This is a genomic window from Moraxella bovoculi, assembly GCF_000988745.2.
Taxonomy (GTDB): Bacteria; Pseudomonadota; Gammaproteobacteria; order Pseudomonadales; family Moraxellaceae; genus Moraxella; species Moraxella bovoculi.
This window is the reverse complement of record NZ_CP011381.2, coordinates 1,487,119-1,510,274: the sequence shown is the minus strand read 5'-3', so window position 1 is coordinate 1,510,274 and position 23,156 is coordinate 1,487,119. Positions and strand designations below refer to the sequence as shown.

Below are 23,156 nucleotides of genomic sequence, written 5' to 3'. Positions count from 1 at the left end.
GCCTTTTTAATTTAAATAATGAGTGTTAATTTTATTTGGGCGAATGTGATTTTCCCCTACAATAATTCACAAATTTTTAATTATCATTATTTAATTCTGTATTCTCCGATTTATCATTTTCTAAATTTATATTTTCTAAATCTACATTATCCAAATTCAAATCCTCGCCCAAATGCAACCAATTGCCCAATACATCCGCCAATTCATCAAGCCCTTCTTTATTTAATGCCGAAAATAACTGAATAGAAAATGGTAAATCCAGCGTTTGCAATTGTTTTTTGGTTTGTAGTAGAGCGGTTTTTTGAGCCCCGCGTTTTAATTTATCCGCTTTGGTTAATAGCACATGAACAGGCAAGTCGCCGTCCTTTGCCCAATGAAGCATTTGTTCATCAAAATACTTCAACGGGTGGCGAATGTCGGTGAGCAGAATCAATCCCGTCAGACTTTCACGATGAACAAGGTAATTTTCAAGCTCTTTTTGCCATTTGATTTTCATCGCTTCTGGCACTTGGGCGTAACCATAGCCCGGCAAATCCACGATACGACTATCAGGCGAGCCGACATCAAAAAAGTTAATCATCTGCGTCCGACCTGGGGTTTTGGATGAGCGGGCGAGCTGTTTTTGGTGGGTGATGGTATTGATGGCGGACGATTTACCTGCGTTTGACCGCCCTGCAAACGCCACTTCAAAGCCTGTATCAGGCGGGCACAAGGCGAGTGTGGGAGCGGATAGGGCGAAAGTGGTTTGGCGAATGATTTTTTGGTAGTCGGTGGTGATCATGATTTTAAAGATAACTGTTAAAAAATAATAAAATAGTGTATCATGAAAGCCGTAAAATAGCGATAATAAAAGGCGTGGGTGTGTCTTTAAACCCAATAATTAAAGGCTTGCAAATCATCATTGGGCTAGTTGTTGCTAGCCTATTCTGGTGGCAGATGTGGCAAGGCAGTCCCTACAAAATACCTTATACTTATAAGAATTGGGACGAGTTGCAACAACGTTATACGATATTGATGACGGATATTTTGGCGAGCGAGATGCAACCTGACGACATACAGATTTATAACCGTCAAGGCGGTACTGTTTATCGTCAAGCTATTTATCATCGTTATGACCAAGCAATGATTGACCGCATTGCACAAAATGCCATTAATCAAGGGTGGGAGCCTATGCCGAGCGATTTTTATCGCAATGCAGTATTTCATGCGTGCAAAGACGAGATTGGTTTGGTGATGTTATCAGATGCCAAACTTTATGTTCGGACGTATTGGCATAAGACAGGAACTTGTGAACGATTATTCACAAAAACCCAGCCCGATAATAACTCTCAATCCCAATAGTTACCAAATTCGCCTTGAAACTTGGCAAAAAACTCGCATAATATGCCATAGATATCCTAATTGAGAGTGGTTATGTTAAAGTTATTTAAAATTGGTCTGACCGGTCTAATTCTTACCGCTGCAACCGTAAGCCATGCCGATATCGCTGATACTTATAATAAGACTTGTGGCACATGCCATGATAGCGGCGCGCTAAACGCTCCAAAAAAAGGCGATGTGGCTACTTGGAATAAGCTAAAATCCGAAAAAGGCATGAGTGCACTTGTCAAATCCACCAGACAAGGCATGCCAAGAATGCCTGCGATGGGCTTATGCCAAAAATGCACCAATGACGACTTCGAACAATTAATCGAGTACATGGCGAAATAGTTAATCCTATTGGTTGGCTAAGATTTTTATCGATGGATTGGTAAAATAAGCTGAATTTCATCGAAATTATAAAATTTATGGATAATTTGGCGGACATTTTTATAAAAAAACAAAAAAATGAAAAAAATGTTACCAAAACCACAATTTTTGTAGGAAAATTTAGTGAAGTCTTGCTATAATAGCAGCCATTCTAGAAAAGTATTTTTCTTGAAGCCATATTAGTATTTTATTTTTGAGTTATTTTGAACAAAACCCAAGACTTGGGATGATTCCCAGCAGTTAGTAGGAAATTGTTATGAAACCTGCCAATAAAGCCACTTTCGCCAAACTTGTTCTTGCTGCAGGCTTTGGTATTGCCAGCATGACCGCTAGCGCAGTTACTGTACCAAGCTATGACATCGAAGCAGGCAAAAAAATCGTTGATGCCAACTGTGCTGCTTGTCACGGTGCTAACGGTGTTTCGGTTGCACCAGCTCAGCCAAACCTTGGTGGTCAGAACATCAAATATCTATATAAGCAACTGGTTGATTTTAAGACCAAAGCACGTCGTAACGGTGTCATGGAAGCACAGCTTGTGGGTCTAACTCAGCAAGATTTGGCTGATGTGGCAGGTTATTATGCTGCACAAACACCATGGACACCGGGTTATGGCAATAAGGCAACCTACGCTGCCGCTCAAAAACTATACCTAGGTGGTGATAAGAGCCGTGGCATCATCCCATGTGCAGGCTGTCACGATCCTAAAGGTGCTGGTAACGAATGGGCTGCATTCCCACGTCTAGGAGGTCAGCACGCTACTTACCTAGCCACTCAGCTGAAGATGTTCCGTGCCGCAGGCCGTGAAGATGAAGGTGTTATGGCGGAGCAAGTGCGTACTAATGACAGCGCCAAAAAAGGCGAAAAAGGTATGATGCAGATGGTTGCAGCCAAACTGTCTGACAAAGACATCAAGATTCTATCTGAATTCTTGTCAGCGGTTCACTAATCATATCGCATAACAAAAAGCCCCTTAGTGGGGTTTTTTGCTGCCTGCTGATTTCTTGTTTATGATACAATACAGCAGTTAAAGACAAACCCATCTTAAGGTAGAACCATGTTTCATAGATATACCGTCTTTTTTGTGGCGTGCGCATTGCCGCTGTTGTTTGCACAGCAATTAGCACCGAATATGGCGCGCGAACTGGATTTTTGGTTGATGTGGGTGATTGCCATGACGCTTGTCGGGTTGCCCATCCTATTTGCAGAATTCGCCTTATCAGCGCGCAGCGCAGATGCGCCATGGCTTGGCATGCAGAAACTGACGCGTGAGGCGGATGTGTCTGTGGTTTGGCGTGTGTTTGCAGGCCTGTCCGTATTGGTGTCTATCTTAATTGCTGCTAACATCACGTTGCGTGTGGCGATGGGCTTTGAAGCGCAGCTGCCAAATATTGCTCAGAATATTGGTGTGCCAAGCATGGGCATGAGTGCTGTCTTGATGGTGGTTGTGCTTATTTTAAGCTTACTAAGAGCAAAGCTTCTACCTGTCGGGTTGCTGCTTATTTTTACAGGTTCTTTGATTTCTTTATTCGATGGTGGGCTGACCAGTGGCGTGAGTGTGCCTGTATTAACAGAAGTGACCCCCGGAGAGTGGGGGCGTGCCGTGTTGCTTGCGCTGCTGTCTGTGGGTGTGGGCACAGGTCTTTATTGGTTTGGCAGTCAAGGCACGGCCAGCCAAGTCATGCAAGCAAAAAAATCCTTAACAGGACTGATCTTGCCAATATGGTTCACTCAGCTGATTTTTGGATCGCTGGCACTGCTGGTGGGCAGTTCGATGGTGACGCCACTATCGTTTGCAGTAACTGGCGTAGGTATGCTGTTGATTGCTGCGTTCTTGCTGTCTTATGCAGGGCTTCAGCTGGTGGCGCGTTTTGGTCTGCTATTTGGTAGTTTGATCTTACTCGTGCTTGCAGTGTTATTTAGTCCTTTGCCTTCTGGCGTGTTGTTGATTGCATTGGCGGTGATTAGTCTGGTGGCGGTGTTCGTTCTTGCTGTGTTTGCAGGATTTGTGATGAAAATTAGCCATTTGCGCAAGACGCTGAACTTTGGCAGCGAGGCGCGCTATAATATCTGGCGTGTGTTGGTGCGCATCCTTGTGCCGATCGTGCTGATCTCTGCGCTTGTTGGTCTGTTGATTGAGTATTTGGCGTGATTGATATTGCCATTGCTTATGTGGCGCTTGATGGTAAGCAGTATTATGAGGAGCTTAGCGTGCCTGATGGCACAACCATTTATCAAGCGATTGAGAGAAGCGGGTGGTTTGAGCTGCCTGAACTGGCTGATTTTAAGGTTTGGTGTGCCAATAACCATACGCAAGATCCCAATCATCGGGCATGGTATGTGGGCATCTACAGCCAAAAACAAAAGCTTGATGCCATCGTGCAGCAAGGCGATCGTATTGAGATTTATCGATCACTGTCGCATGACCCAATGTCAAGGCGCAAAAACCGCTCAAAATCACTCATGAAGTGTAAATCACCTAAGATGTAAGGGTAATAAAAAAAGCACGCAATGATTTGCGTGCTTTTTTGTGTTTTAGAATTTACAATTATTTTTTGGCAGGCAAGCTGTCGCGCCCATCGATGCGCACCACGCGACCATTCTCAAAATAAACGCTCATGTATTGGCTGGCGTTTTTAACGTTTGGTTTGCCTTGGCGCTTACCGTCTGTACCTGCGGTGTAATCATAAATATAATCCCAACGGTTTGGGTTTAGTGTATCGCGCACCGCAGGACTACCTGCTAAATACAGTACCTGATCGGCGGTCATGCCCACTTGCAGCTGTGCAGCTTTTTCTTGGGTGATGGGTGTACCTTGAGGTAGATCAATGGTATAAACGCGAAAAATACCACAGCCGGACAATGCCAAAACCGATGATAGACTTAGGATTGCTAGAATGTTTTTCATGATGTTGTCTCTATAATGCTTTCTTTTAATGACACTAAAAGTATAAAATTTTTAACATATTAAACGCAACTCATCAAATATGCAAGTTTTTATTGCTTAAGACGGTCTTTGTTCTGTTGGTCAAGCAATAAGCATTCAGGATTAATTTGGTTTAATTAATATGAAAGTTGAGTTATTTTATTGGGAATTTGACATTTTTGGGGTGTAATTTTAATAAAAATATGATAAAGTATGCTTAAATATAATTGTAATTGATTATCATATGATAATTGCAAAGTTGTCGACATTTGATAAAATCAATCATTAAAAGGGTTTGATTATGGCATTTACTAACAAAGATCTACGAAAAGCAGGGCTTAAAGTCACACTTCCACGCATTAAGATTCTTGAGTTGCTTGAGACAGCTGAGCATCATCACATGAGTGCTGAAGATGTGTATCGTGCCTTGGCATCTCAAGGCGAGGATGTAGGCTTGGCGACCGTTTATCGCGTATTGACGCAGTTTGAACAGGCGGGCATTGTTGAACGTCATAACTTTGAGAATAACTTATCGGTATTTGAAATCGTTCAAGAAGATCATCACGACCATCTGGTGTGTGATGTGTGCGGTAAGATTGTCGAGTTTAACAATCAGGTCATCGAAGATGAGCAGTTCCGCGTAGCAGAAGAGCATGGCTTTCAGCTGTCAGCACATTCTTTGGTGCTGCACGGCGTGTGCAGTGACAAAGAATGTCAAAAAACTTTAGAGAATTAAAGTACCGCCCTTAGTGCGATTTTAATTCATTCTAAAAGTATTGAAATTTCATAAAAACAGCTTGATGTTATCGAGCTGTTTTTTTATTGACGATTAGCTAAGCTAGATGTCTTTGGTGATTGCTTTGGCGGCGTCGATATTGATCAAGCCGTGCTCGATGAGATGTCTTAGGCTGTGTTCTAAGCTGACCATGCCATCGACTGCACCTGTTTGGATGGTTGAACGCATTTGTGCAGTTTTATTTTCGCGTATCAGGTTTCTAATGGCGGGTGTGGCGATCATGATTTCGTGCGCAGCGATGCGTCCGCCATTTACCTTGGGTATCAGCGTCTGGGCGATGATGGCTTGTAGGGATTCAGACAACATGGCGCGAACCATGTTCTTCTCATGTGAATCAAAGACATTAATAATGCGATCGATCGCCTTAGTAGCGCTATTGGTGTGCAGGGTGGACAGCACCAAGTGACCTGTCTCGGCAGCGCGTAGAGCAAGTCGAATACTCTTTAAATCACGCAATTCTCCGATTAATATCACGTCAGGATCTTGACGCAAGGCAGACTTTAGTGCGTGATCAAAGCTGTGTGTGTCGCGATGTACTTCGCGCTGATTGATGAGCGAGCACTTGGAATGATGGATGAACTCAATCGGATCTTCGATGGTTAAAATGTGTGCGGCGCGTGTCTCATTGATGTGATCGATCATGGCAGCAAGTGTTGTGGATTTGCCTGACCCTGTTGCGCCTGTGACGAGAATTAGGCCTTGGCGTAGGGCGCATAACTGCTTAAAGGTATCGCCAAGATTCAGCGATGACATGGTTGGTATCTGGCTGGGGATGATGCGAAAAACCGCTGCCACACCACGATTTTGGAAAAATATATTCGCGCGGAATCTTGATAATTCTTTGATTTCAAAAGAAAAATCAATTTCTTTGTGTTCTGCTAATTCCTCTAGCTGATCATCACTCATGTGCACACCCAGCATGGCGATGATATCGTCATGCGATAAAGGCAGCATGCTCACCGAAGTCATGCTGCCATCAATACGCAGGTAGGGTGTCTCGCCTGTGGATAGGTGTAGGTCCGATGCGCCAGATTGTATGGCGTAGGCGAGCAGCGTCGACAAAGTGGGTGCGTTCATAGGTGTTTAGATTTTAATAATTGGATTAAATTGATGATTATTTTATGATAAACTTATCAAATAAAAAAGCAAAATCATCGGAATTAATAATGAACGATCTTAAGCATAATTATGAGCAAGTACTGGCACGGCTAAATGCCGCCAACCTATCGGCAAATCGAGATAATGGGGCGGGGCTGCTGGCGGTGTCTAAGACCAAGCCTGCTGCTGACATCCGTACCCTATATGAGGCGGGTCAGCGTGATTTTGGTGAAAACTATCTACAAGAAGCACTCACCAAGCAACAACAGCTGAATGACCTGTCCATCACCTGGCATTATATCGGGAGTATCCAGCGCAACAAGACGCGAGATATTGCCGCACATTTTGATTGGGTGCACACCATTGAGCGCGCCATCATCGCTGAGCGACTTAATGATCAGCGCGGGGATCTTGCGCCTTTGAATGTGCTGATTCAGGTGAATATTGATGATGAGGACAGCAAATCTGGCGTACAACCTGATGAGGTGTTAGCACTTGTGGATGTTATTCATGGTTTGCCAAAGCTGGTCTTGCGTGGATTGATGGTGATACCTGCCAAAGAAGGTAGTGATGCTTTTATTCGCACTCGAGCGCTATTCGATGAGATTGGACGTGCTCGTGATCTGTCGAATTGGGATACGCTTAGCATGGGTATGAGTGGCGATATGGCGGACGCTGTTGTGCATGGATCGACCATCGTGCGTGTGGGTACGGCATTATTTGGTCAAAGAGATTATTCCAAGTAATATCAACAAAAAACCCGTCAAGAGACGGGCTTTTTGTTGGATGGATTAGAATGCGCCTGTAATCGACCAGCCGTTCACGAGTGGGTAGCGACGTTCGCGACCGAACGATTTTTTGCTAATTTTGGTGCCGATGGCGCCTTGGCGACGTTTGTGTTCAGCGTTATCAACCATGCGCAGGATTTTCTCAACCACAGCCGGCTCATAGCCTGCTGCGCAGATTGCCTTGTAGCCTAGATCTTCATCAATGTACATCTTAAGGATGTCGTCTAGCATCTCATAATCTGGTAAGCTGTCTTGGTCGGTCTGATCAGGACGCAGTTCGGCAGATGGTGCGCGCGTGATGACGCGCTCTGGGATGACAGGATTATCTTCTAGGCGGTTGCGGTAATTGGCAAGGCGGTACACGTCAGTTTTGTACACATCTTTTAGCATGTCAAATCCGCCCACCATGTCACCATATAGGGTAGCATAGCCGACCGCATTTTCAGATTTGTTGCCTGTGCTGACCACCATGTGACCAAACTTATTGGACAGCGCCATCAAAATGGTGCCGCGAGCACGAGCCTGTAGGTTCTCTTCGGTGGCGTCAGGCGCGCTGTTCGCCAATAATGGCGCCAATGCAGCACGCATGCCTTCGACGGCATCGTGAATTGGGCAGACGGTGTATGAGACATTAAGTCTAGCAGCTTGGGCGGCGGCATCTTCTAAGCTCATGCTGGACGTGTATTCATATGGCATCATGACGGCATAGACTTTGTCTGCACCCAGAGCATCGACTGCCAAACACAGCGTAAGCGCACTATCAATACCGCCTGATAGGCCGATAATCACACCCTTAAAGCCCGAGCGATTCACATAGTCACGCAGACCCACTACTAAGGCTTGGTACATTTCAGATTCTTCAGACAGAACCAATGGCGCCTTGAGCTGCTCATCGAATACTTTCATATTGGGGTTAAATTGCGCCATGATTAGCTGATTTAAGAATCTAGAGCCTTCATGCGCAACTGTACCATCGGACTGTACGATGAGTGAGCCACCATCGAACACGATGTCATCTTGTGCGCCGACTGTATTGGCGTAGATGATTGGTAATTCATGGGTCTTAGCTTGACGAGTTAGCAGTTCTTTGCGCTCGATTTGCTTGCCCACTTCAAATGGTGAAGCATTTAGCACCACGACAAGGTCAGCGCCTTCTTTTTTGAGTGTGCGAATTGGGGCATCATGCCAAATGTCTTCACAGATGAGCAATCCAATTGTCGCGCCCTTGTAATCGAACAGTACTTGATTGCGACCCTTATTAAAATAACGATGTTCATCAAAGATGCCATAATTTGGCAGGCATTGCTTGTGGTAAAAGCCTTTTTGACTACCGCCTTGTAAGATGGCGGCTGAGTTGAATGTGCCGTGCTGATCGATGTGAGGATAACCTAGGATGATGACAATGCCTTCGATTTTGGAAAGTTCGTCCATGGCGATTTTAACGCGTTCAGCCAGAGTGGGGCGCAGCAGCAGATCTTCTGGTGGGTAACCGATGAGCGCAAGCTCTGGGAAAATCACGATATCTGCACCTTTACTTTTGGCGTCTAGTGCCAGTGCGCTCATTTTTTTGACGTTGCCTGCGATGTCACCCACCCAAAAATTGGTCTGCATGATGGCAAAAGTAATCGTGCCTAGTAGCGTATCGGTGCTTTGTAGCGACATTTCGCCATCAGCTGTTTTGATTTTTGACATTTTTTATAATCCTGTAAATGATAAATTCATGATGATTTCATGTAATCGCCATTCTGGCGTGTTCGATACAAACTTCATGTTTGTGTTGTAATTTAATGAATTGCGCCCGCCTAAAAACCATCCAATGTGCATGCTTTTTAAGCAAAAAATACTCGGCACACCTTAGTATAGCACAATAATTGTGTTTTTGGCGTTTTTGGGAGGGTTTTGTGGTATAGTAGCGATTTGTTTTGGTTATTTAGGATTGCTTATGTTTGCTTTTATTTTAAATGTCATCATCATTTTGATTGTGATGAAGATATTTTTTAAATTCATGTACCCAAAGCCGCCTAAGGAATTTTTTGCCAAAGAAGGCGACGATACAACGGTGCGCACCTGCGACCATTGCGGGCATGAGCTTGCTACTTATCGCGGGATATTGGAGCGGAATGGATCGGCTGAGAGGTTCTTCTGTAATGACGAACATCGTTTGGCATATCTTGATGGTGTTGAAAATAAGAGCACGCCATCTGATGATCATGCAAGACCCAACTAAATAATAAATACAACACAGCACGGATGCTTATAATGTCTGATTCTTCCTTTGCTAAGTTATTCAAAAATTGGCGCCTGCCTTGGTGCACCCATTACCCAACAATCGGCATCGAGATTGGTTCATCATCCGTGAGGGCGGTGGTGCTTGAGCGTTTCCAAGATCAATGGCACCTAAAAGCGTGTGGCGTTCAAGCTTTCGATGGAGATGCTGAAGATGTGACAGTACAGCAGTTGGCTTTGACTCGTCTTTTGATGAGATTGGGCGTGAGTCAAGGCAGTGTCTCATTGACAACTCACACACCTGTGATGAGTCGCACCATAGCTTTGCCAAGCGGTCTGTCTGATGATGATATTGATCTACTGATCCGCCTAGATGCTGATAAATACATCCCACATCCTTTAGATGAAGTGAGTTTTGATTTTTGGGTGTTGGGCGATGATGGGCGTGAGATGTCTGTCTTATTGGTGGCGGTGCGCATGTCTATGGTAGATAGATGCGCGGAGATCGTCGCGGCGGTTGGTCTTGATGTGAATGTGGTGGACGTGCATGAGTATGCTTTGGCACGAGGTCTTACGCCTGTGATTGTGGATTTATCAGGTGAAGTGGCGATTATTCATATTGATGATAGCAAAACCTATGTCTATGCAGCGCATATGAATCAGCATCGTATCTTTTCAGGATTTCATTATCGACAAGAATACTTAAATCACGCCTTGGGTTCGGCTGATGACATTCGTGCCATCAAGGTGGAATTAGATGCTTCTAAGATTACCCCAATCAATGATAATGACTCGGTAGAGGGCATGGATTTTTATGAATTTTTGGCGCAGCACAGACAGGATGCTACTAAGAGTGCTGATGCGCCTATCAAGCAATTAAGCAAGTCTTTGGATTTCGATCACTCCAGTAATATCCATTCGTATTCATCGGATTATGAGATTCGCTTTGATGGGGTTGTAGATGCTGGTGCTGATTTGGCAGAGTCATTGGGTGAAGCGCCTGCCTGTCATGATGTTGGTGAACAAGTCGCTAATCTGCAAAAAATGCTTCTGTCTTATGAATCTTCCGCTCACACCAAGGTGGATGTCGTTGTTCTGTCGGGTTTATCAGATGAGTATTTGGCAGCGCAATTATCACAAGTTGTAGGCGTTCCTGTTTATCTTGCAGACCCATTTCTAGGAATGAGCATTAGTCGTGGTGTAAGCCAAGCTGAATTAGACAGATCGTCCAGACTGGTGGTGGCTTGTGGTCTTGCCATGCGTGGATTCGATGGGGTGTCAGATGAATAATATCCCCAAGATTAATCTCATGCCGTGGCGTGAGCTGCGCCGAATTCGTAAGAATGAGCAATTTCGTCGTGCATTGATTCTTGCGACTGTATTGTCTACTGGGTTGGTTGGTGGTGCGTACATTTATGAAAAAGGTAAACTCAATCACCAAAAGGCCATCAATGACGACATCGCAAATCGCATCGGTGCGCTTGACGCGGATATTGTGAAGATCGCTGAATTGGAAAACGAGCAAAAAGTGCTGCTGAATAAAGTTACCATCATCAATGATCTGCATGGTAATCGAGCGGCGCTTGTGCGATTTTTTGAGTATCTGGCGCGTACGAGCTCAGGCTTAGTATACTTTGAGCGTGTGACATTATCAGGGGAGATACTGACACTGACAGGCGTATCTAAAAGCTCGGCCGATGTAAGTCGATTCTCCCAAAACATCAGCGCAGATGCACAGAGCGTCCTTGATGATGTGATGGTGGTCGGCCTGCAAGATGCGCCAAATGGTGCGGTTAATTTTGTGATTTCCGCCAAGTTGATTTTAGATTCTAAGCAGGTCGCTGATAGCTCACCAAACGACTCATCGGCAGTACTGCAAGGCGTAGCAGATGATCAAGAGGATGCGCCATGAATAGAGAACATAGACCGTCATCATCAGAGCGCATTGCGCAGACTTGGCGAGAGCTTAACAGCTTGACTTTGGATAATCTGGGTGCAGCACCCAGATGGTTAAAGGTGCTATTACTGGCATTGTGCGTTCTATTCATAGGTGTGTTTGGCTGGATGCTGCTAATCAAGCCTATTAAGCTTGAGCACAGTGCACTGATGACGCAGGAGCAGACACTCATCAGTCAATACGCCCAAAAATACGCCAAAGCACAGCAGTTAAGTGTCATAGAAAATCAAACCCAGATTCTCAATCGTGATCTAGCAACCATCATTGAGGTCTTGCCAACAACGCTGAACATGAGCCTAATAGTAGAGCAGCTGCATGCGGCAGCGATGCGCATAGGCGTTAAGATTGTGGATGTTAAGATGCAGTCTGAGGTTGAATCAGAGCTATTTTTTGAAAGGGGGCTGACCATCACAGTAGAAGGCGGTTATCACGAGATGGGTCGGTTGCTTTCTCAGATTTCATCGCTATCGGTGGCACTGACCTTTCATGATTTTGACATCGAAAAATTATTTCAAAACAGCAACCAGACTAAGCTTCGAATGACGCTACATGCCAAAGCCTATCGCGCTAAAGTCATTAATGTGACTAAGGAGGTGGCGAGTGACTAAGCTCATAAAAGGCGTGTGCTTGGGCCTATTTGCCATGAGTGTGATGGGTTGCCAAAAATCATCTGTCACCGATGAGGTGGATGCTAAGCTTGATAAAATCCATCGAATCGCCATCCCAATGCCTGTTCCGATGAATGAGAATCATGCACCACTGACTGAGGATTATCATGTGGCGAATGATCCTTTTGTCGCTCCTGTTGGTTTGACGAGTTTCACAGCATCTGCTGATATGCCTCAAGATGAACCGAAGGTAGTGGGTGTGGACGATAAAAGTCGATCAATTGAGCAACCCGAAGAAAATATCACCAAAACCTCAAAGCCTGCCATCAAATACGGCAAATCTGTCAGCGTAGACCTATTTAGACCCCGTCAAGTGTTGGAAAGTTATGCGCTAAATTCGCTCAGCTATCGTGGTCGCATTGAGCAAAGTGGGCAATTAAGTGCGCTTGTGCTGAGTCCCGATGGTGTTGCGCATCCTGTGCAAGTAGGGCATTATCTGGGTCAAAATCATGGCAGAATCGCTCACATCGACCGCCACGAGATCATCCTAAAAGAAGCGATCATGCAAGAAGATGGCCGTTATTATGAACAAATTAATCGCCTAAGATTTCACCCTTGATATGAGTAATGATATGAAAAAATGGCCTGTATTAATGCTGATGCTAATCACAATGGTGGGCGCTGCTCATGCGACATCTGTACCAGCTCAGCAATATCAAGGTGAGCGCATCTCCGTCGAATTTCAAGACATGCCTGTGCGTGCGGTTATCGATATCCTGGCGCATGCAGGCGGTGCTAATATCGTGGCAAGCGATGGTGTGACAGGAAATATCACCTTAAGATTAAATAACATCCCGTGGGATCAGGCACTTGACATCGTCGTCGATACCAAGCACCTCATCAAAACCTTGAATAATGGCGTTATTACCATCTCATCGCCAGATGAACTGACGCAAATCTCCCAACGCCGCGCCCAAGCACGAATTCAGTCCCAGCAGCATTTGCCACTACAGACCGAATATATCCGCATCAATTATGCCGACGCCAAGGATATTTTATCACTGATCAATCATAAGGCTGATGCTTCATCAAGTGCTGCCATGCTGTCAGATCGCGGTGTGGCAAACATGGATAATCGTACAAACACACTTATTATTAAAGACATCCAGCCGAATATCGATGACATATTGGCATTGGTGTCGCGCCTTGATGTGCCGGTGCAGCAGGTGATGATTGAGGCGAGGATTGTGAGTGCTAATGACGGCTTTAGTCGTGATCTTGGGGTGAGCTTTGGAGTGTTATCAAACAGCAATCGCTTACAGATTGGCGGGTCTCATAACGCGCTCTGGCACCTAAGGTCGTCAAATAATGGATCGACTAACATCACACGCCCTGATCATCTGGCGGTTGATCTGGGTGTGGCGAACCCGGCGGGCCGCATAGCATTTGGTCTTATCAATATATCAGACGTATTGCTTGATTTGGAATTGTCTGCCATGCAGGCTGATCGTCGTGGTGAAGTCATCTCAACGCCAAAAGTGTTAACCGCTGATAAGAAAACAGCGCGCATCTCATCAGGCATGCAAATCGCCTACCAAGAAGAGACATCAAGTGGCGCAACCAACACAGTATTTAAAGAGGCGGCGCTTGTGTTGGAGGCCACGCCAACCATCACGCCAGATGGTAAAATTACCCTAAAATTAAACGTCAAAAACGGCACGCCTGTCACCAATCTAGGCGAGATTGCCATCCAAGAAGATGCTTTGGAGACTAATGTCATCGTCGATGATGGTCAGACTGTCGTGCTGGGTGGTATTTATCGTCAAACCAATAATAATGGCGTAATTAAAGTGCCGTTCTTTGGTGATTTGCCCGTGGTCGGAAAATTATTCCGCAAAGAAAGTCGTAGCGACACCAAAGAGGAACTTTTGATTTTTGTTACCCCAAAATTGGTGCAATAATAAAATTAGCCAATCTATCATAAAATACTGGCAAGATTGGCGCAAACCTTGTATTATAGGGTATTTTGATTTTGATGCCAGAGTGCGACATGTATGACGAAGATAATCCGATCATCGAGGATGTGGTGGTCGAAAAAACCAGCGAAGGACTTGCCAAGTTGTTGCCATCGATTTTCTTGGTGGGGCCGATGGGGGCGGGCAAGACAACCATCGGTAAGCTCTTAGCCAAGCACTTGGGGCGAGAATTCATCGATTGTGATCATTACATCATGGCGCAGACAGGCGCTGACATTCCTTGGATTTTTGCCAAAGAGGGCGAAGAAGGGTTTCGTGATAGAGAGACCCGCGCGCTTGAGGAGCTGACTGCGATGCCGAACATTGTCATGGCGACGGGCGGCGGTGCGGTAGGGCGCGAAGAGAATCGCAAGCTATTACAGCAGGGCTTTGTGATTTATCTTGAGGCGAGCGTTGATACACAGCTTATCCGCACAAAAAAAGACAAGAACCGCCCGCTGCTGCAGAATGGCAATCCACGCGCAACTTTGGAAGCTTTATACCAAAAACGCCATCCATTATATCAAGAAGTCGCAACCATCATCGTGCCAACAGGACGCGCCTATCCCAAGCAGATGGTGGCAGATTTATTAGAAATTATGGCAAAATACGCCAAAGAGCACGCCTAATTATTCATCAATCAATACCGTAACTATGACCATGCATACTTTAACTGTACACACCCAAAGTCACGATTACCCGATTTTTATTCTCGCTGGCCAAAAAAATCCCGCAGGACAGCTGGACTTGGCATCTCAGATCATGCCTTTTATTAAAGGTAAGCAGGTGTTGATCGTGACGAATGATGTGGTTGCGCCATTTTATCTAGATGCGCTTGAAAATGCATTAAAGGCAGCAAGCTTTGATGTGGCGACTTGCGTACTGCCTGATGGCGAACACCACAAAAACCAAGACAGCATCAATCGCATCTATGATGTGCTGCTTGAGCATCATTTTGCTCGCGATTGCACACTGGTTGCCTTAGGCGGCGGCGTGATTGGTGACATGGTGGGTTTTGCTGCAGCAAGCTTTATGCGTGGTGTGAATTTTATCCAAGTGCCAACAACGCTTCTTGCGCAGGTGGATTCTTCAGTCGGTGGTAAGACCGGCATCAATCACCCGCGTGGCAAAAACATGATCGGCGCATTCTGGCAGCCTGTTGCTGTGCTTAATGATATGACAACCTTTGACACCTTGCCTGCCAGAGAGTTCGCGGCGGGGCTTGCTGAGGTGGTAAAGTACGCGCTGATCTTGGGTGCCGATTTTCTGACTTGGCTTGAGGATAATGTCGAGGCGATCAACGCGCGTGATGGCGCGGTGCTGTCAGAGATGGTCTATCGCTGCTGTCAATTCAAGGCGAATGTCGTCGCTGCAGATGAGCGAGAGTCTGGACTTCGTGCGCTACTGAACTTTGGTCATACCTTCGGGCATGTCATCGAGACACATCAAGGCTATGGCGCGTGGTTGCATGGCGAAGCGGTATCAGCCGGCATGATGCAAGCGATGGCGATGTCGCATAAGATGGGATTGGTCAGTAGGGAGGATGTGAGCCGTGTGGCAAGGCTGTTGGTGGCATTTAATCTACCAACCAAACCGCCTGTCATCGAGGTAGATGCCGCGCTTGATCTTATGGGGCATGACAAAAAAGTGCAGGCGGGCAAAGTGCGTTTAGTACTATTAAATGGCATCGGCAACGGCTTTGTGACGGCTGATTTTGACATGGCGCAATTAACAAATGTACTACAAGGCATCGATGAGTATTTAGCATAATTTAAAAAATTTTGTTAAAATAGCACAAAATTTCATAAAAAAGGTAAACTCATGGCAATTAGCGCCGAGATGAAAGAAAGATATTTTCGCCGCCAAGCCCTTTATTGGTTTGCTTTGGCGGTGGCAATGTTGGCTGCTTGTTTTATTTTGTGGTTGGTCAGTAGCGCGCCAAAAATCATCAAAGACACCACCGATGAGCAGGCGACAGAAGTGGTTGCTGATTTGCCAACGCGCATAGATGCATTGGGCGAGCTTGATAAAGAAGTGCCACCCATTGACTTCTCAACATTGGTCATGGATTTGCGTACTTACCCTGCTGAATTCAAGGATCGTAACTATTTCAATAGCAAAAATTATGCCATTGAGCTGATGGATGTCAGCCAAAATGAAATTATTGTCAATTATCTAGACAGTCGTCCGAATGATCGCAATAAGTTTGCGTATTTTCGCTATCTTGATAGCAACCAAAACCCGCGCTATATCTTAACATACGGAAAATTCGACAGCATGGAGGCGGCTCGTGCGGCAAATCAGGCGATGGATTTTGATTTGCCAGGCAGTGTCGTGCCAAATGCAGTGTCTATGTCAGGCTATCTAGATATTATCGATGATTATGAGCGCGGTGAAGTGGTGCAAGACCTATCAAGCCGCCAACCAAGACAGGTAAAACTACGCGCCACGCGTAATGAGATCCCCGTGCAGGCAGCCACACGTGCGGACGAGGAGCTTGCCAACAAGAGTCGTGAACAAGTACTAGAGAAGGTACAGCAAATCCAAACATCGATCGATAAGCCTGTGACCATCGTTACAGACGTGAAGCTGCCTAAAGAAAATGCTCAAAGCGAACCAAAAGCGCAGCCGCAGCAAAAACCAAAAGCCGAAAAAGAACCTGTTGCTGCTTCGCCATCATCTAAAGCACCAGAGAAAGAAGTGCCAACACCCATGGTTAACACATCTAAAGTACCAGGCAGTGAATAAAAGGAGTTATCATGACTAATTTAGATGCCAATACCGTCCTTGAGATGTTGCAGGCGGGTAACGAGCGCTACGTGGCGAATCTGGCCAGCACGGAGCCGCTTCGTATCCCGCCGCCAACGCTGGTTGCAGAGCAGAAGCCAAACGCAATCATTCTAGGCTGCTCAGATGCGCGCGTGCCGGTAGAATTAATCTTCGATCAAGGACTTGGTGATTTATTCGTGATTCGTGTCGCAGGTAATGTGGTTGCGCCAAGTCAGATTGGCTCGATTGAATTTGCCGCTGAGAAATTTGGCACGCAGCTGGTCGTTGTCTTGGGGCACAGCCATTGCGGTGCTGTGACTGCGTGTGTTGAGGCTTTGGCAAATCCCGATCAATACTATTCACCAAACCTACAATCCATTGTCGATCGTATCCGCCCAAGCGTCTATAACTTGCATGAAATCGCAACAGCAGGCGATGGCGAGATTGACATGGATGAATTCATTGACCGAGCGGTACGCGCTAATGTGCGCATGTCCGTCAGTCAGCTAAAACATGGCTCGCGTATCTTAGAAGACATGGTGAATGCAGGTCGTCTGACCATCATTGGCGCAGAATATGACGTCGCAACAGGCCGTGTAAATTTCTTCAATTAACTTAACACCAAGGGGAGAATGATGAGCAACATTAAACAACCTGCCAATGCGCTCAATGCTAATGGCGTAAAAGACATTCCTGTACAGTCTGAAGGCTTCGTCTATAACCATACCATGCTGCGCATCAAAGATCCTGTGAAATCGCTAGAGTTTTATACAGGCGTGCTGGGCATGACTTTGCTTCGCCACAGCCAATTTCCTGATGCGAAATTTGATTTGTATTTTCTTGCCAAGCTGACCGAAGAAGAGCGTAATAATCTGTCGAATGTGGATAACTTGACGGCTTATGTCTCTCGTCAACGCAGCATCTTAGAGCTTACCCATAACTATGGCACTGAGAATGACGCTGAATTTAGCTATCATAATGGCAACAGCGACCCGCGCGGTTTTGGGCACATTTGCTTTAGCGTTCCGAATCTGGCAGATGCGGTAAAATGGTTCGATGAGAATAACGTGGTATTTCAAAAGCGTCCAGAAGATGGTAGTATGAAAGACATCGCCTTCATCAAAGATCCTGACGGTTATTGGATTGAAATCATTGAATTAAAATACTAATTCATAAAAAATATCCCCAAATTTGGGGATATTTTATTGGTTGACGGATTAGCCTAGGAAGGCATTGTACATCCATACCAGTTTTTCTTGTTCTTGGACATAGCCTGTCACCAGATCAACGGAACCTTGATCGCTGGCTTCTTCGGCAAGCTCAGCCACGTTACGCTGCTCTTCGATCAGAGCTTGCAGGCCTTTTACCACGCCGTTCACACATTCACGACCATCGAAGATGTCTTTATCTTCTTTGATGCTTGATGCTTTGGTAAAGTCGCTGTATGCGTGTAGCGGTGTACCACTTAGTGTCAAAATACGCTCGGCGATTTCGTCAATTTGAAGTTGTAGCTCGGTGTATAGCTCTTCAAATTTTGGGTGTAGAGTGAAGAAATGCTCACCCTTAACATTCCAGTGGTAACCACGCACGTTGATATAAAAAACGTGATAGCTTGATAGTAGGTTGTTTAATGCCTTGATGACAGGGGTAACTTCTGCCTTCTCAAGGCCGATTTGAGTGGTGGTTTTTTTATTTGCTGCTTTCTTAGCCATGATGTTCTACCTTTGTTTAGTTGATGAATGAAGTGATGATGTGTTGTCTCATCGATGTATATATCCTAACAAAACCTTGCGATAATGGGAAATTAATTATCGCAACCATCGACTTTGATTTTATTAAAGTAACTTCAAAAATGACCTGATGAAACTGTATAAATTTTCATCATTTAATATCATCAAATCTATCTTACTCCAAAAAATAAAACAGCAAAGACGAAATCGTTGCTGTTTTGTATCTATTTTTGCAGGTGCTAATCGACTATTAGACTGTCTGTGTCATTGATTCTAGACCTTTAGGTTTTACTTCTGACAGATGTTTGAGGATGGTTTTGATGGGTAGGCCATTGTCTTCGAGGCGCTTTGGAATGATTTGGCTGCCTTTTTGCCCTCTCATCTCGAACATCATGAATACATACTCATCAGTTTCATCCCAGCTGCTGACGGTGTTCCAAGGGATGACCGCCGATTGCATTGGCGCTGAACGCATTTGCATACCGCGCATCTGGGGGCTGTTCAGCATGCCGGCAGGCGCAGGAACACTCATCACCAGACCATGCGACTGCACACCCAATTGTACGTTTGCCATCTCTTCAGGCATCTGTGCGCCAGCTACTTGCTTGTCATATTCGCGACGCATGTACCATTTTAGTCCCAAAGTACGCGCCAACAAGTAGATGCCCACAAGCGCTAACATAATCCAAAAAATGATCGTCGAATAGCCACTAACAAATACAAGCCCTGCGATCGCCGCCACCACCACCGCCGCCATGACGATCCATTCTTTGGTGCGAATGGATTTTAGAGTAAAGTTGCTCGCGCCTTTTTCGAACAAGGCAAGCTGTGCGCCACGAAATTCCGCGTCTGTCATGTTCAGTGCGATGGGTTTTAGGGTGTAAGGGTAAAGCGCCTTGCTCACGATCAGCTCCTTTTTGGGATTGCCAAAAATAAAATAGAAATTTGCGCCTATATTACCGATTTTATGCCAAAAAATAAACCAAAAACTTTAAAAATCGCACAATTTGCTAAAATTTGCCCAAAAATGGGCAAACTTGCTGAAATTTCAAGCCTTTTTTGCTATGATAAGCATCATTTTTTAATTTTAGAACATTCATAGGTAAATCATGTTAGACCCTAAATTACTTCGTGGTGATTTGACCGCTTTAAAAGAAAAACTGGCAACCCGTGGCTATGAGCTTGACGTGGCATTTTGGACTGATGTGGAAATCAAACGCAAAGAGTTACAAGTCCGTACCGAAGAATTGCAAGCCCAAAAAAACGCAGGGGCAAAAAAGATTGGCGAATTAAAACGCAGTGGCGAAAATGCCGATGACCTGCTTGCCCAAATGGAAAAAGTCAGCGAACAGATGAAAACCGCCGAAAACGAGCTAAGAGACTTGCAGGCGGTCATCACAAATGCAAGCCTTGCCATACCAAACCTGCCCGATGATAGCGTGCCTGTGGGGGCGGACGAGAGCGACAACGTGGAAGTACGCAAATGGGGTGTGCCACGAGCCTTTGATTTTGAGATTAAAGACCATACCGACATTGGCGAGGGCTTGGGGCAGCTTGATTTTGCGTTGGCGAGCAAGCTCACGGGGGCAAGATTTAGCACGTTAAAGGGCGGACTTGCCAGACTGAACCGAGCGTTGATTCAGTTTATGCTAGACACGCATATCAGTAAGGGTTACACCGAAATGTATGTGCCTTATATGGTAAATGCTGAGAGCTTAAAGGGAACAGGACAACTGCCAAAATTTGAAGAAGACTTATTTAAGGTATCAGACAGCTATTACATGATACCGACAAGCGAAGTGCCACTCACTAACACCGTGCGTGATACTATACTTGCTCCGAGCGATTTGCCGATGAAGCTCACGGCTCATACGCCTTGTTTTAGAAGTGAAGCAGGGTCAGCTGGTCGAGACACTCGTGGGCTTATCCGTCAGCACCAATTTGAAAAAGTAGAAATGGTGCAAATCGTGCGTGCCGATACGTCTATGCAAGCCCTAGACGAGATGACCGCCCAAGCTGAGAGCATTTTGCAAGCGTTGGAGCTTCCCTATCGTGTCATCACGCTATGCACAGGCGACATGGGCTTTGGGGCGGTCAAGACTTATGACATTGAAGTGTGGCTACCGTCTCAGGATACGTATCGTGAGATTAGCAGTTGTTCTAACTGTGGCGATTTTCAGGCTCGCCGTATGGGAGCAAGGGTCAAGGATGGCAAGCAAACCGAGCTTGTCCATACCCTAAACGGCTCAGGGCTTGCGGTGGGCAGAACGCTTCTGGCTATCCTAGAAAACCACCAAAACGCAGACGGCACGGTCAATATTCCTAAGGTGTTACAGCCTTATATGGGTGGGATTGAAGTGTTGAAATAATGTTTTCATAAAAGCCGTTTAGTTTTAGGATTAAGCGGTTTTTATTGCCAAAATTCGCCCAATAAGGCGTAATATGCTATAATACCGCAAATTTTTACTGGTTAAACTTGGAAAAACACCATGCCAACCCCTCTAAATCAACGCCACAACGCCAACGCCATTCGTATCCTTGCCATGGACGCTGTCCAAAAAGCCAACTCAGGACACCCTGGGGCTCCCATGGGTATGGCGGACATTGCCGAAGTTGTGTGGCGTGAATTTTTAAATCACAACCCCAAAAACGCCAAATGGGCAAACCGAGACCGCTTTGTATTGTCAAACGGACATGGCTCTATGCTATTGTACGCCTTGCTACATTTGTCGGGCTATGATCTAACCATTGACGACATCAAAAATTTCCGCCAACTTCACGCCAAAACCGCAGGACACCCCGAACACGGCTATGCGGACGGCATTGAGACGACCACAGGACCTTTGGGGCAGGGCATTGCCAATGCGGTGGGTTTTGCCTTGGCTGAAAAGACTTTGGCAGGACAATTTAACAAGCCTGACAACGCCATCATTGACCATTATACCTACTGCTTTTTGGGGGACGGCTGTCTTATGGAAGGCGTGTCGCACGAAGCCTGTTCGCTCGCTGGCACGTTAGGACTTGGCAAGCTCATCGCTTATTATGATGACAATGGTATTTCTATCGATGGTGAGGTGGAAGGCTGGTTCTCAGACGACACTGCCAAACGCTTTGAAAGCTATAACTGGCAGGTACTGCGTGTGGACGGACATGATGCCGATGCCATCCGTGAAGCAACCTTAAAAGCCAAAGCCGAAACCAACAAGCCCACGCTTATCATCTGCAAAACCGTCATTGGTCTTGGCAGTCCCAACAAACAAGGTAAAGAAGATAGCCATGGAGCTCCCCTGGGCAACGATGAAATCGTCTTGACTCGTACCGAGCTGGGTTGGGCGAACAATAACCCATTTGAAATTGCCGATGAGATTTATCAAGCGTGGAATGCGTGCGATAAAGGCGAGAAGTTGGAAGGCGATTGGAACGCCCAATTTGCCGACTATCAAGCCAAATACCCAAGTGAGGCGGACGAACTACAACGCAGACTGTCAGGCGAGTTGCCAAGCGATTTTAACGCCAAAGCGGACGAGTTTATCAAAGCCTGCCAAGCCAAAGGTGATACCATCGCCACTCGCAAGGCAAGTCAAAATACCATTGGTGCGTTTGCCCCATTATTGCCCGAGGTTTTGGGCGGTTCGGCAGACTTGGCAGGGTCAAACTTAACCTTGTGGAGCGGTGCTAAGGGTGTACAAGAGCACGCTGACGGCAACTATGTGCATTATGGTGTGCGTGAGTTTGGTATGACCGCCATCGCTAATGGGGTGGCGTTGCATGGTGGATTTATCCCTTATACTGCCACGTTTTTGATGTTTATGGAGTACGCTCGTAATGCCGTGCGTATGTCGGCACTTATGAAGCAGCGTATCATCAACGTCTATACCCATGACAGCATTGGGCTTGGTGAGGACGGCCCGACCCATCAACCTGTGGAGCAGATTGCAAGCCTACGCCAAACGCCAAACCATTTCACTTGGAGACCGTGCGACACGGTGGAGACGGCGGTGGCATGGAAAGTTGCTCTACAAACCGCCAATGCCCCAACGTCCCTTATCCTATCTCGCCAAAACCTTGCTCATCAAGACCGCACGGACGAACAGGTTGCTTTGATTGAAAAAGGGGCGTATGTGCTTGCCAAAGAACAAGGCGACTTGCAAGCCATCATCATCGCCACAGGTTCAGAAGTGGACCTGGCAATGCAATCTCATAAGGCTTTGAGTGAGCAGGGCGTGGGCGTGCGTGTGGTGTCCATGCCATGTGCTGAGATTTTTGTAAAGCAAGACCGTGATTATATCGAAAGCGTATTGCCTAGCGATGTGCGTGCTCGTGTGGCGGTGGAAGCAGGCATTACCGATTATTGGTATAAATTTGTTGGACTTGACGGCAAGGTCATTGGTATGACGACCTTTGGTGAGTCTGCCCCTGCCAAAGACTTGTTTAATCATTTTGGTATTACGACCGATAAAGTCGTGGAAGCAGTAAAGTCATTAATCTAATAACAGC

General features: G+C 45.9%; 26 protein-coding genes. 20 read left to right on the top strand and 6 right to left on the bottom strand.

Annotated features, from left to right (window positions below; translation table 11 throughout):
* Nucleotides 1–76: 76 nt before the first annotated feature.
* Nucleotides 77–781 (bottom strand): ribosome biogenesis GTP-binding protein YihA/YsxC, encoded by a 705-nt coding sequence (gene yihA, locus AAX10_RS06885; RefSeq protein WP_046700668.1) that lies wholly within the window; start codon nucleotides 779–781, stop codon nucleotides 77–79.
* Between the two features lie 80 nt (nucleotides 782–861).
* Here yihA and AAX10_RS06880 point away from each other — a divergent pair, with 80 nt between their 5' ends.
* The 5 genes from AAX10_RS06880 (at nucleotide 862) to AAX10_RS06860 (ending at nucleotide 4,236) form a co-directional block, all read left to right on the top strand.
* Nucleotides 862–1,341 (top strand): hypothetical protein, encoded by a 480-nt coding sequence (locus AAX10_RS06880; protein WP_149038871.1) that lies wholly within the window; start codon nucleotides 862–864, stop codon nucleotides 1,339–1,341.
* Nucleotides 1,342–1,413: 72 nt separating this feature from the next.
* Complete coding sequence (locus AAX10_RS06875; RefSeq protein ID WP_046700215.1) at nucleotides 1,414–1,710, top strand: c-type cytochrome; 297 nt, start codon at nucleotides 1,414–1,416, stop codon at nucleotides 1,708–1,710.
* 295 nt (nucleotides 1,711–2,005) lie between these two features.
* Nucleotides 2,006–2,695 (top strand): c-type cytochrome, encoded by a 690-nt coding sequence (locus AAX10_RS06870; RefSeq protein WP_036366487.1) that lies wholly within the window; start codon nucleotides 2,006–2,008, stop codon nucleotides 2,693–2,695.
* A gap of 108 nt (nucleotides 2,696–2,803) precedes the next feature.
* A complete protein-coding gene (locus AAX10_RS06865) occupies nucleotides 2,804–3,898 on the top strand; it encodes a hypothetical protein (protein WP_046700214.1) in 1,095 nt (364 codons plus the stop codon).
* The gene (locus AAX10_RS06860) at nucleotides 3,895–4,236 is read left to right on the top strand and encodes an RnfH family protein (RefSeq protein WP_226997754.1); all 342 of its coding nucleotides are present in this window, start codon (nucleotides 3,895–3,897) and stop codon (nucleotides 4,234–4,236) included. Before AAX10_RS06865 ends, AAX10_RS06860 begins: the two co-directional genes overlap by 4 nt.
* A 58-nt stretch (nucleotides 4,237–4,294) precedes the next feature.
* On the opposite strand, the gene AAX10_RS06855 is transcribed toward AAX10_RS06860, so the two are convergent.
* Nucleotides 4,295–4,654, bottom strand: coding sequence for an outer membrane protein assembly factor BamE (locus tag AAX10_RS06855; protein WP_036366490.1), 360 nt, complete (start codon nucleotides 4,652–4,654; stop codon nucleotides 4,295–4,297).
* Between the two features lie 319 nt (nucleotides 4,655–4,973).
* Between AAX10_RS06855 and fur the strand changes: the two genes are divergently transcribed.
* Entirely contained in the window at nucleotides 4,974–5,408 is a 435-nt protein-coding gene (gene fur, locus AAX10_RS06850) for a ferric iron uptake transcriptional regulator (protein WP_036366493.1), read from the top strand.
* Nucleotides 5,409–5,510: 102 nt separating this feature from the next.
* On the opposite strand, the gene AAX10_RS06845 is transcribed toward fur, so the two are convergent.
* Nucleotides 5,511–6,545: a type IV pilus twitching motility protein PilT gene (locus AAX10_RS06845; protein ID WP_046700213.1), complete on the bottom strand. Its 1,035-nt coding sequence runs from the start codon at nucleotides 6,543–6,545 to the stop codon at nucleotides 5,511–5,513.
* 89 nt (nucleotides 6,546–6,634) lie between these two features.
* On the opposite strand from AAX10_RS06845, the gene AAX10_RS06840 reads away from it, so the two are divergent.
* Nucleotides 6,635–7,312 carry a YggS family pyridoxal phosphate-dependent enzyme gene (locus AAX10_RS06840; protein WP_046700212.1) on the top strand — a complete coding sequence of 226 codons (678 nt, stop codon included), beginning with the start codon at nucleotides 6,635–6,637 and terminating at the stop codon, nucleotides 7,310–7,312.
* 45 nt (nucleotides 7,313–7,357) lie between these two features.
* On the opposite strand, the gene AAX10_RS06835 is transcribed toward AAX10_RS06840, so the two are convergent.
* On the bottom strand, nucleotides 7,358–9,016 hold the full coding sequence (locus AAX10_RS06835) for an NAD+ synthase (protein ID WP_226997844.1): 1,659 nt from the start codon (nucleotides 9,014–9,016) through the stop codon (nucleotides 7,358–7,360).
* 280 nt (nucleotides 9,017–9,296) lie between these two features.
* Here AAX10_RS06835 and AAX10_RS06830 point away from each other — a divergent pair, with 280 nt between their 5' ends.
* From AAX10_RS06830 to gloA, 11 genes are all read left to right on the top strand, one after another.
* Nucleotides 9,297–9,581 carry a hypothetical protein gene (locus AAX10_RS06830; RefSeq protein WP_046698467.1) on the top strand — a complete coding sequence of 95 codons (285 nt, stop codon included), beginning with the start codon at nucleotides 9,297–9,299 and terminating at the stop codon, nucleotides 9,579–9,581.
* A gap of 32 nt (nucleotides 9,582–9,613) precedes the next feature.
* Nucleotides 9,614–10,870, top strand: coding sequence for a type IV pilus biogenesis protein PilM (gene pilM, locus AAX10_RS06825; RefSeq protein WP_046700211.1), 1,257 nt, complete (start codon nucleotides 9,614–9,616; stop codon nucleotides 10,868–10,870).
* Nucleotides 10,863–11,492: a PilN domain-containing protein gene (locus tag AAX10_RS06820; protein ID WP_046700210.1), complete on the top strand. Its 630-nt coding sequence runs from the start codon at nucleotides 10,863–10,865 to the stop codon at nucleotides 11,490–11,492. Before pilM ends, AAX10_RS06820 begins: the two co-directional genes overlap by 8 nt.
* Nucleotides 11,489–12,145 (top strand): type IV pilus inner membrane component PilO, encoded by a 657-nt coding sequence (locus tag AAX10_RS06815; protein WP_046700209.1) that lies wholly within the window; start codon nucleotides 11,489–11,491, stop codon nucleotides 12,143–12,145. Before AAX10_RS06820 ends, AAX10_RS06815 begins: the two co-directional genes overlap by 4 nt.
* Nucleotides 12,138–12,764, top strand: a complete 627-nt coding sequence (locus tag AAX10_RS06810; protein ID WP_080947095.1) for a pilus assembly protein PilP — start codon at nucleotides 12,138–12,140, stop codon at nucleotides 12,762–12,764. Before AAX10_RS06815 ends, AAX10_RS06810 begins: the two co-directional genes overlap by 8 nt.
* Before the next feature lie 13 nt (nucleotides 12,765–12,777).
* Nucleotides 12,778–14,106 carry a type IV pilus secretin PilQ gene (locus tag AAX10_RS06805; protein ID WP_080947094.1) on the top strand — a complete coding sequence of 443 codons (1,329 nt, stop codon included), beginning with the start codon at nucleotides 12,778–12,780 and terminating at the stop codon, nucleotides 14,104–14,106.
* 89 nt (nucleotides 14,107–14,195) lie between these two features.
* The gene (locus tag AAX10_RS06800) at nucleotides 14,196–14,789 is read left to right on the top strand and encodes a shikimate kinase (RefSeq protein ID WP_046700664.1); all 594 of its coding nucleotides are present in this window, start codon (nucleotides 14,196–14,198) and stop codon (nucleotides 14,787–14,789) included.
* A gap of 25 nt (nucleotides 14,790–14,814) precedes the next feature.
* Nucleotides 14,815–15,930 carry a 3-dehydroquinate synthase gene (gene aroB, locus AAX10_RS06795; RefSeq protein WP_046700208.1) on the top strand — a complete coding sequence of 372 codons (1,116 nt, stop codon included), beginning with the start codon at nucleotides 14,815–14,817 and terminating at the stop codon, nucleotides 15,928–15,930.
* Between the two features lie 51 nt (nucleotides 15,931–15,981).
* Complete coding sequence (locus AAX10_RS06790; protein WP_080947093.1) at nucleotides 15,982–16,908, top strand: hypothetical protein; 927 nt, start codon at nucleotides 15,982–15,984, stop codon at nucleotides 16,906–16,908.
* An 11-nt stretch (nucleotides 16,909–16,919) separates the two neighbouring features.
* Nucleotides 16,920–17,543 carry a carbonic anhydrase gene (locus tag AAX10_RS06785; RefSeq protein ID WP_046698462.1) on the top strand — a complete coding sequence of 208 codons (624 nt, stop codon included), beginning with the start codon at nucleotides 16,920–16,922 and terminating at the stop codon, nucleotides 17,541–17,543.
* Nucleotides 17,544–17,564: 21 nt separating this feature from the next.
* Entirely contained in the window at nucleotides 17,565–18,098 is a 534-nt protein-coding gene (gene gloA, locus AAX10_RS06780) for a lactoylglutathione lyase (RefSeq protein ID WP_406564556.1), read from the top strand.
* Between the two features lie 48 nt (nucleotides 18,099–18,146).
* Here the strand turns inward: gloA and AAX10_RS06775 are convergent, their stop codons facing one another.
* On the bottom strand, nucleotides 18,147–18,641 hold the full coding sequence (locus AAX10_RS06775; RefSeq protein ID WP_046698460.1) for a Dps family protein: 495 nt from the start codon (nucleotides 18,639–18,641) through the stop codon (nucleotides 18,147–18,149).
* Between the two features lie 268 nt (nucleotides 18,642–18,909).
* Complete coding sequence (locus AAX10_RS06770) at nucleotides 18,910–19,563, bottom strand: YcxB family protein (protein WP_046698989.1); 654 nt, start codon at nucleotides 19,561–19,563, stop codon at nucleotides 18,910–18,912.
* Nucleotides 19,564–19,768: 205 nt separating this feature from the next.
* On the opposite strand from AAX10_RS06770, the gene serS reads away from it, so the two are divergent.
* The gene (gene serS / locus AAX10_RS06765; RefSeq protein WP_046700206.1) at nucleotides 19,769–21,028 is read left to right on the top strand and encodes a serine--tRNA ligase; all 1,260 of its coding nucleotides are present in this window, start codon (nucleotides 19,769–19,771) and stop codon (nucleotides 21,026–21,028) included.
* A gap of 120 nt (nucleotides 21,029–21,148) precedes the next feature.
* The gene (gene tkt / locus AAX10_RS06760) at nucleotides 21,149–23,149 is read left to right on the top strand and encodes a transketolase (protein WP_046700205.1); all 2,001 of its coding nucleotides are present in this window, start codon (nucleotides 21,149–21,151) and stop codon (nucleotides 23,147–23,149) included.
* Nucleotides 23,150–23,156: the final 7 nt, after the last annotated feature.

Coding starts and splice junctions, on each gene's coding strand:
- yihA (WP_046700668.1), bottom strand. CDS start 781: ATGATCACCACCGACTACCAAAAAATCATTCGCCAAACCACTTTCGCC.
- AAX10_RS06875 (WP_046700215.1), top strand. CDS start 1,414: ATGTTAAAGTTATTTAAAATTGGTCTGACCGGTCTAATTCTTACCGCT.
- AAX10_RS06870 (WP_036366487.1), top strand. CDS start 2,006: ATGAAACCTGCCAATAAAGCCACTTTCGCCAAACTTGTTCTTGCTGCA.
- AAX10_RS06865 (WP_046700214.1), top strand. CDS start 2,804: ATGTTTCATAGATATACCGTCTTTTTTGTGGCGTGCGCATTGCCGCTG.
- AAX10_RS06855 (WP_036366490.1), bottom strand. CDS start 4,654: ATGAAAAACATTCTAGCAATCCTAAGTCTATCATCGGTTTTGGCATTG.
- fur (WP_036366493.1), top strand. CDS start 4,974: ATGGCATTTACTAACAAAGATCTACGAAAAGCAGGGCTTAAAGTCACA.
- AAX10_RS06845 (WP_046700213.1), bottom strand. CDS start 6,545: ATGAACGCACCCACTTTGTCGACGCTGCTCGCCTACGCCATACAATCT.
- AAX10_RS06840 (WP_046700212.1), top strand. CDS start 6,635: ATGAACGATCTTAAGCATAATTATGAGCAAGTACTGGCACGGCTAAAT.
- AAX10_RS06835 (WP_226997844.1), bottom strand. CDS start 9,016: ATGTCGCTACAAAGCACCGATACGCTACTAGGCACGATTACTTTTGCC.
- AAX10_RS06830 (WP_046698467.1), top strand. CDS start 9,297: ATGTTTGCTTTTATTTTAAATGTCATCATCATTTTGATTGTGATGAAG.
- pilM (WP_046700211.1), top strand. CDS start 9,614: ATGTCTGATTCTTCCTTTGCTAAGTTATTCAAAAATTGGCGCCTGCCT.
- AAX10_RS06820 (WP_046700210.1), top strand. CDS start 10,863: ATGAATAATATCCCCAAGATTAATCTCATGCCGTGGCGTGAGCTGCGC.
- AAX10_RS06815 (WP_046700209.1), top strand. CDS start 11,489: ATGAATAGAGAACATAGACCGTCATCATCAGAGCGCATTGCGCAGACT.
- AAX10_RS06805 (WP_080947094.1), top strand. CDS start 12,778: ATGAAAAAATGGCCTGTATTAATGCTGATGCTAATCACAATGGTGGGC.
- AAX10_RS06800 (WP_046700664.1), top strand. CDS start 14,196: ATGTATGACGAAGATAATCCGATCATCGAGGATGTGGTGGTCGAAAAA.
- aroB (WP_046700208.1), top strand. CDS start 14,815: ATGACCATGCATACTTTAACTGTACACACCCAAAGTCACGATTACCCG.
- AAX10_RS06790 (WP_080947093.1), top strand. CDS start 15,982: ATGGCAATTAGCGCCGAGATGAAAGAAAGATATTTTCGCCGCCAAGCC.
- AAX10_RS06785 (WP_046698462.1), top strand. CDS start 16,920: ATGACTAATTTAGATGCCAATACCGTCCTTGAGATGTTGCAGGCGGGT.
- gloA (WP_406564556.1), top strand. CDS start 17,565: ATGAGCAACATTAAACAACCTGCCAATGCGCTCAATGCTAATGGCGTA.
- AAX10_RS06775 (WP_046698460.1), bottom strand. CDS start 18,641: ATGGCTAAGAAAGCAGCAAATAAAAAAACCACCACTCAAATCGGCCTT.
- serS (WP_046700206.1), top strand. CDS start 19,769: ATGTTAGACCCTAAATTACTTCGTGGTGATTTGACCGCTTTAAAAGAA.
- tkt (WP_046700205.1), top strand. CDS start 21,149: ATGCCAACCCCTCTAAATCAACGCCACAACGCCAACGCCATTCGTATC.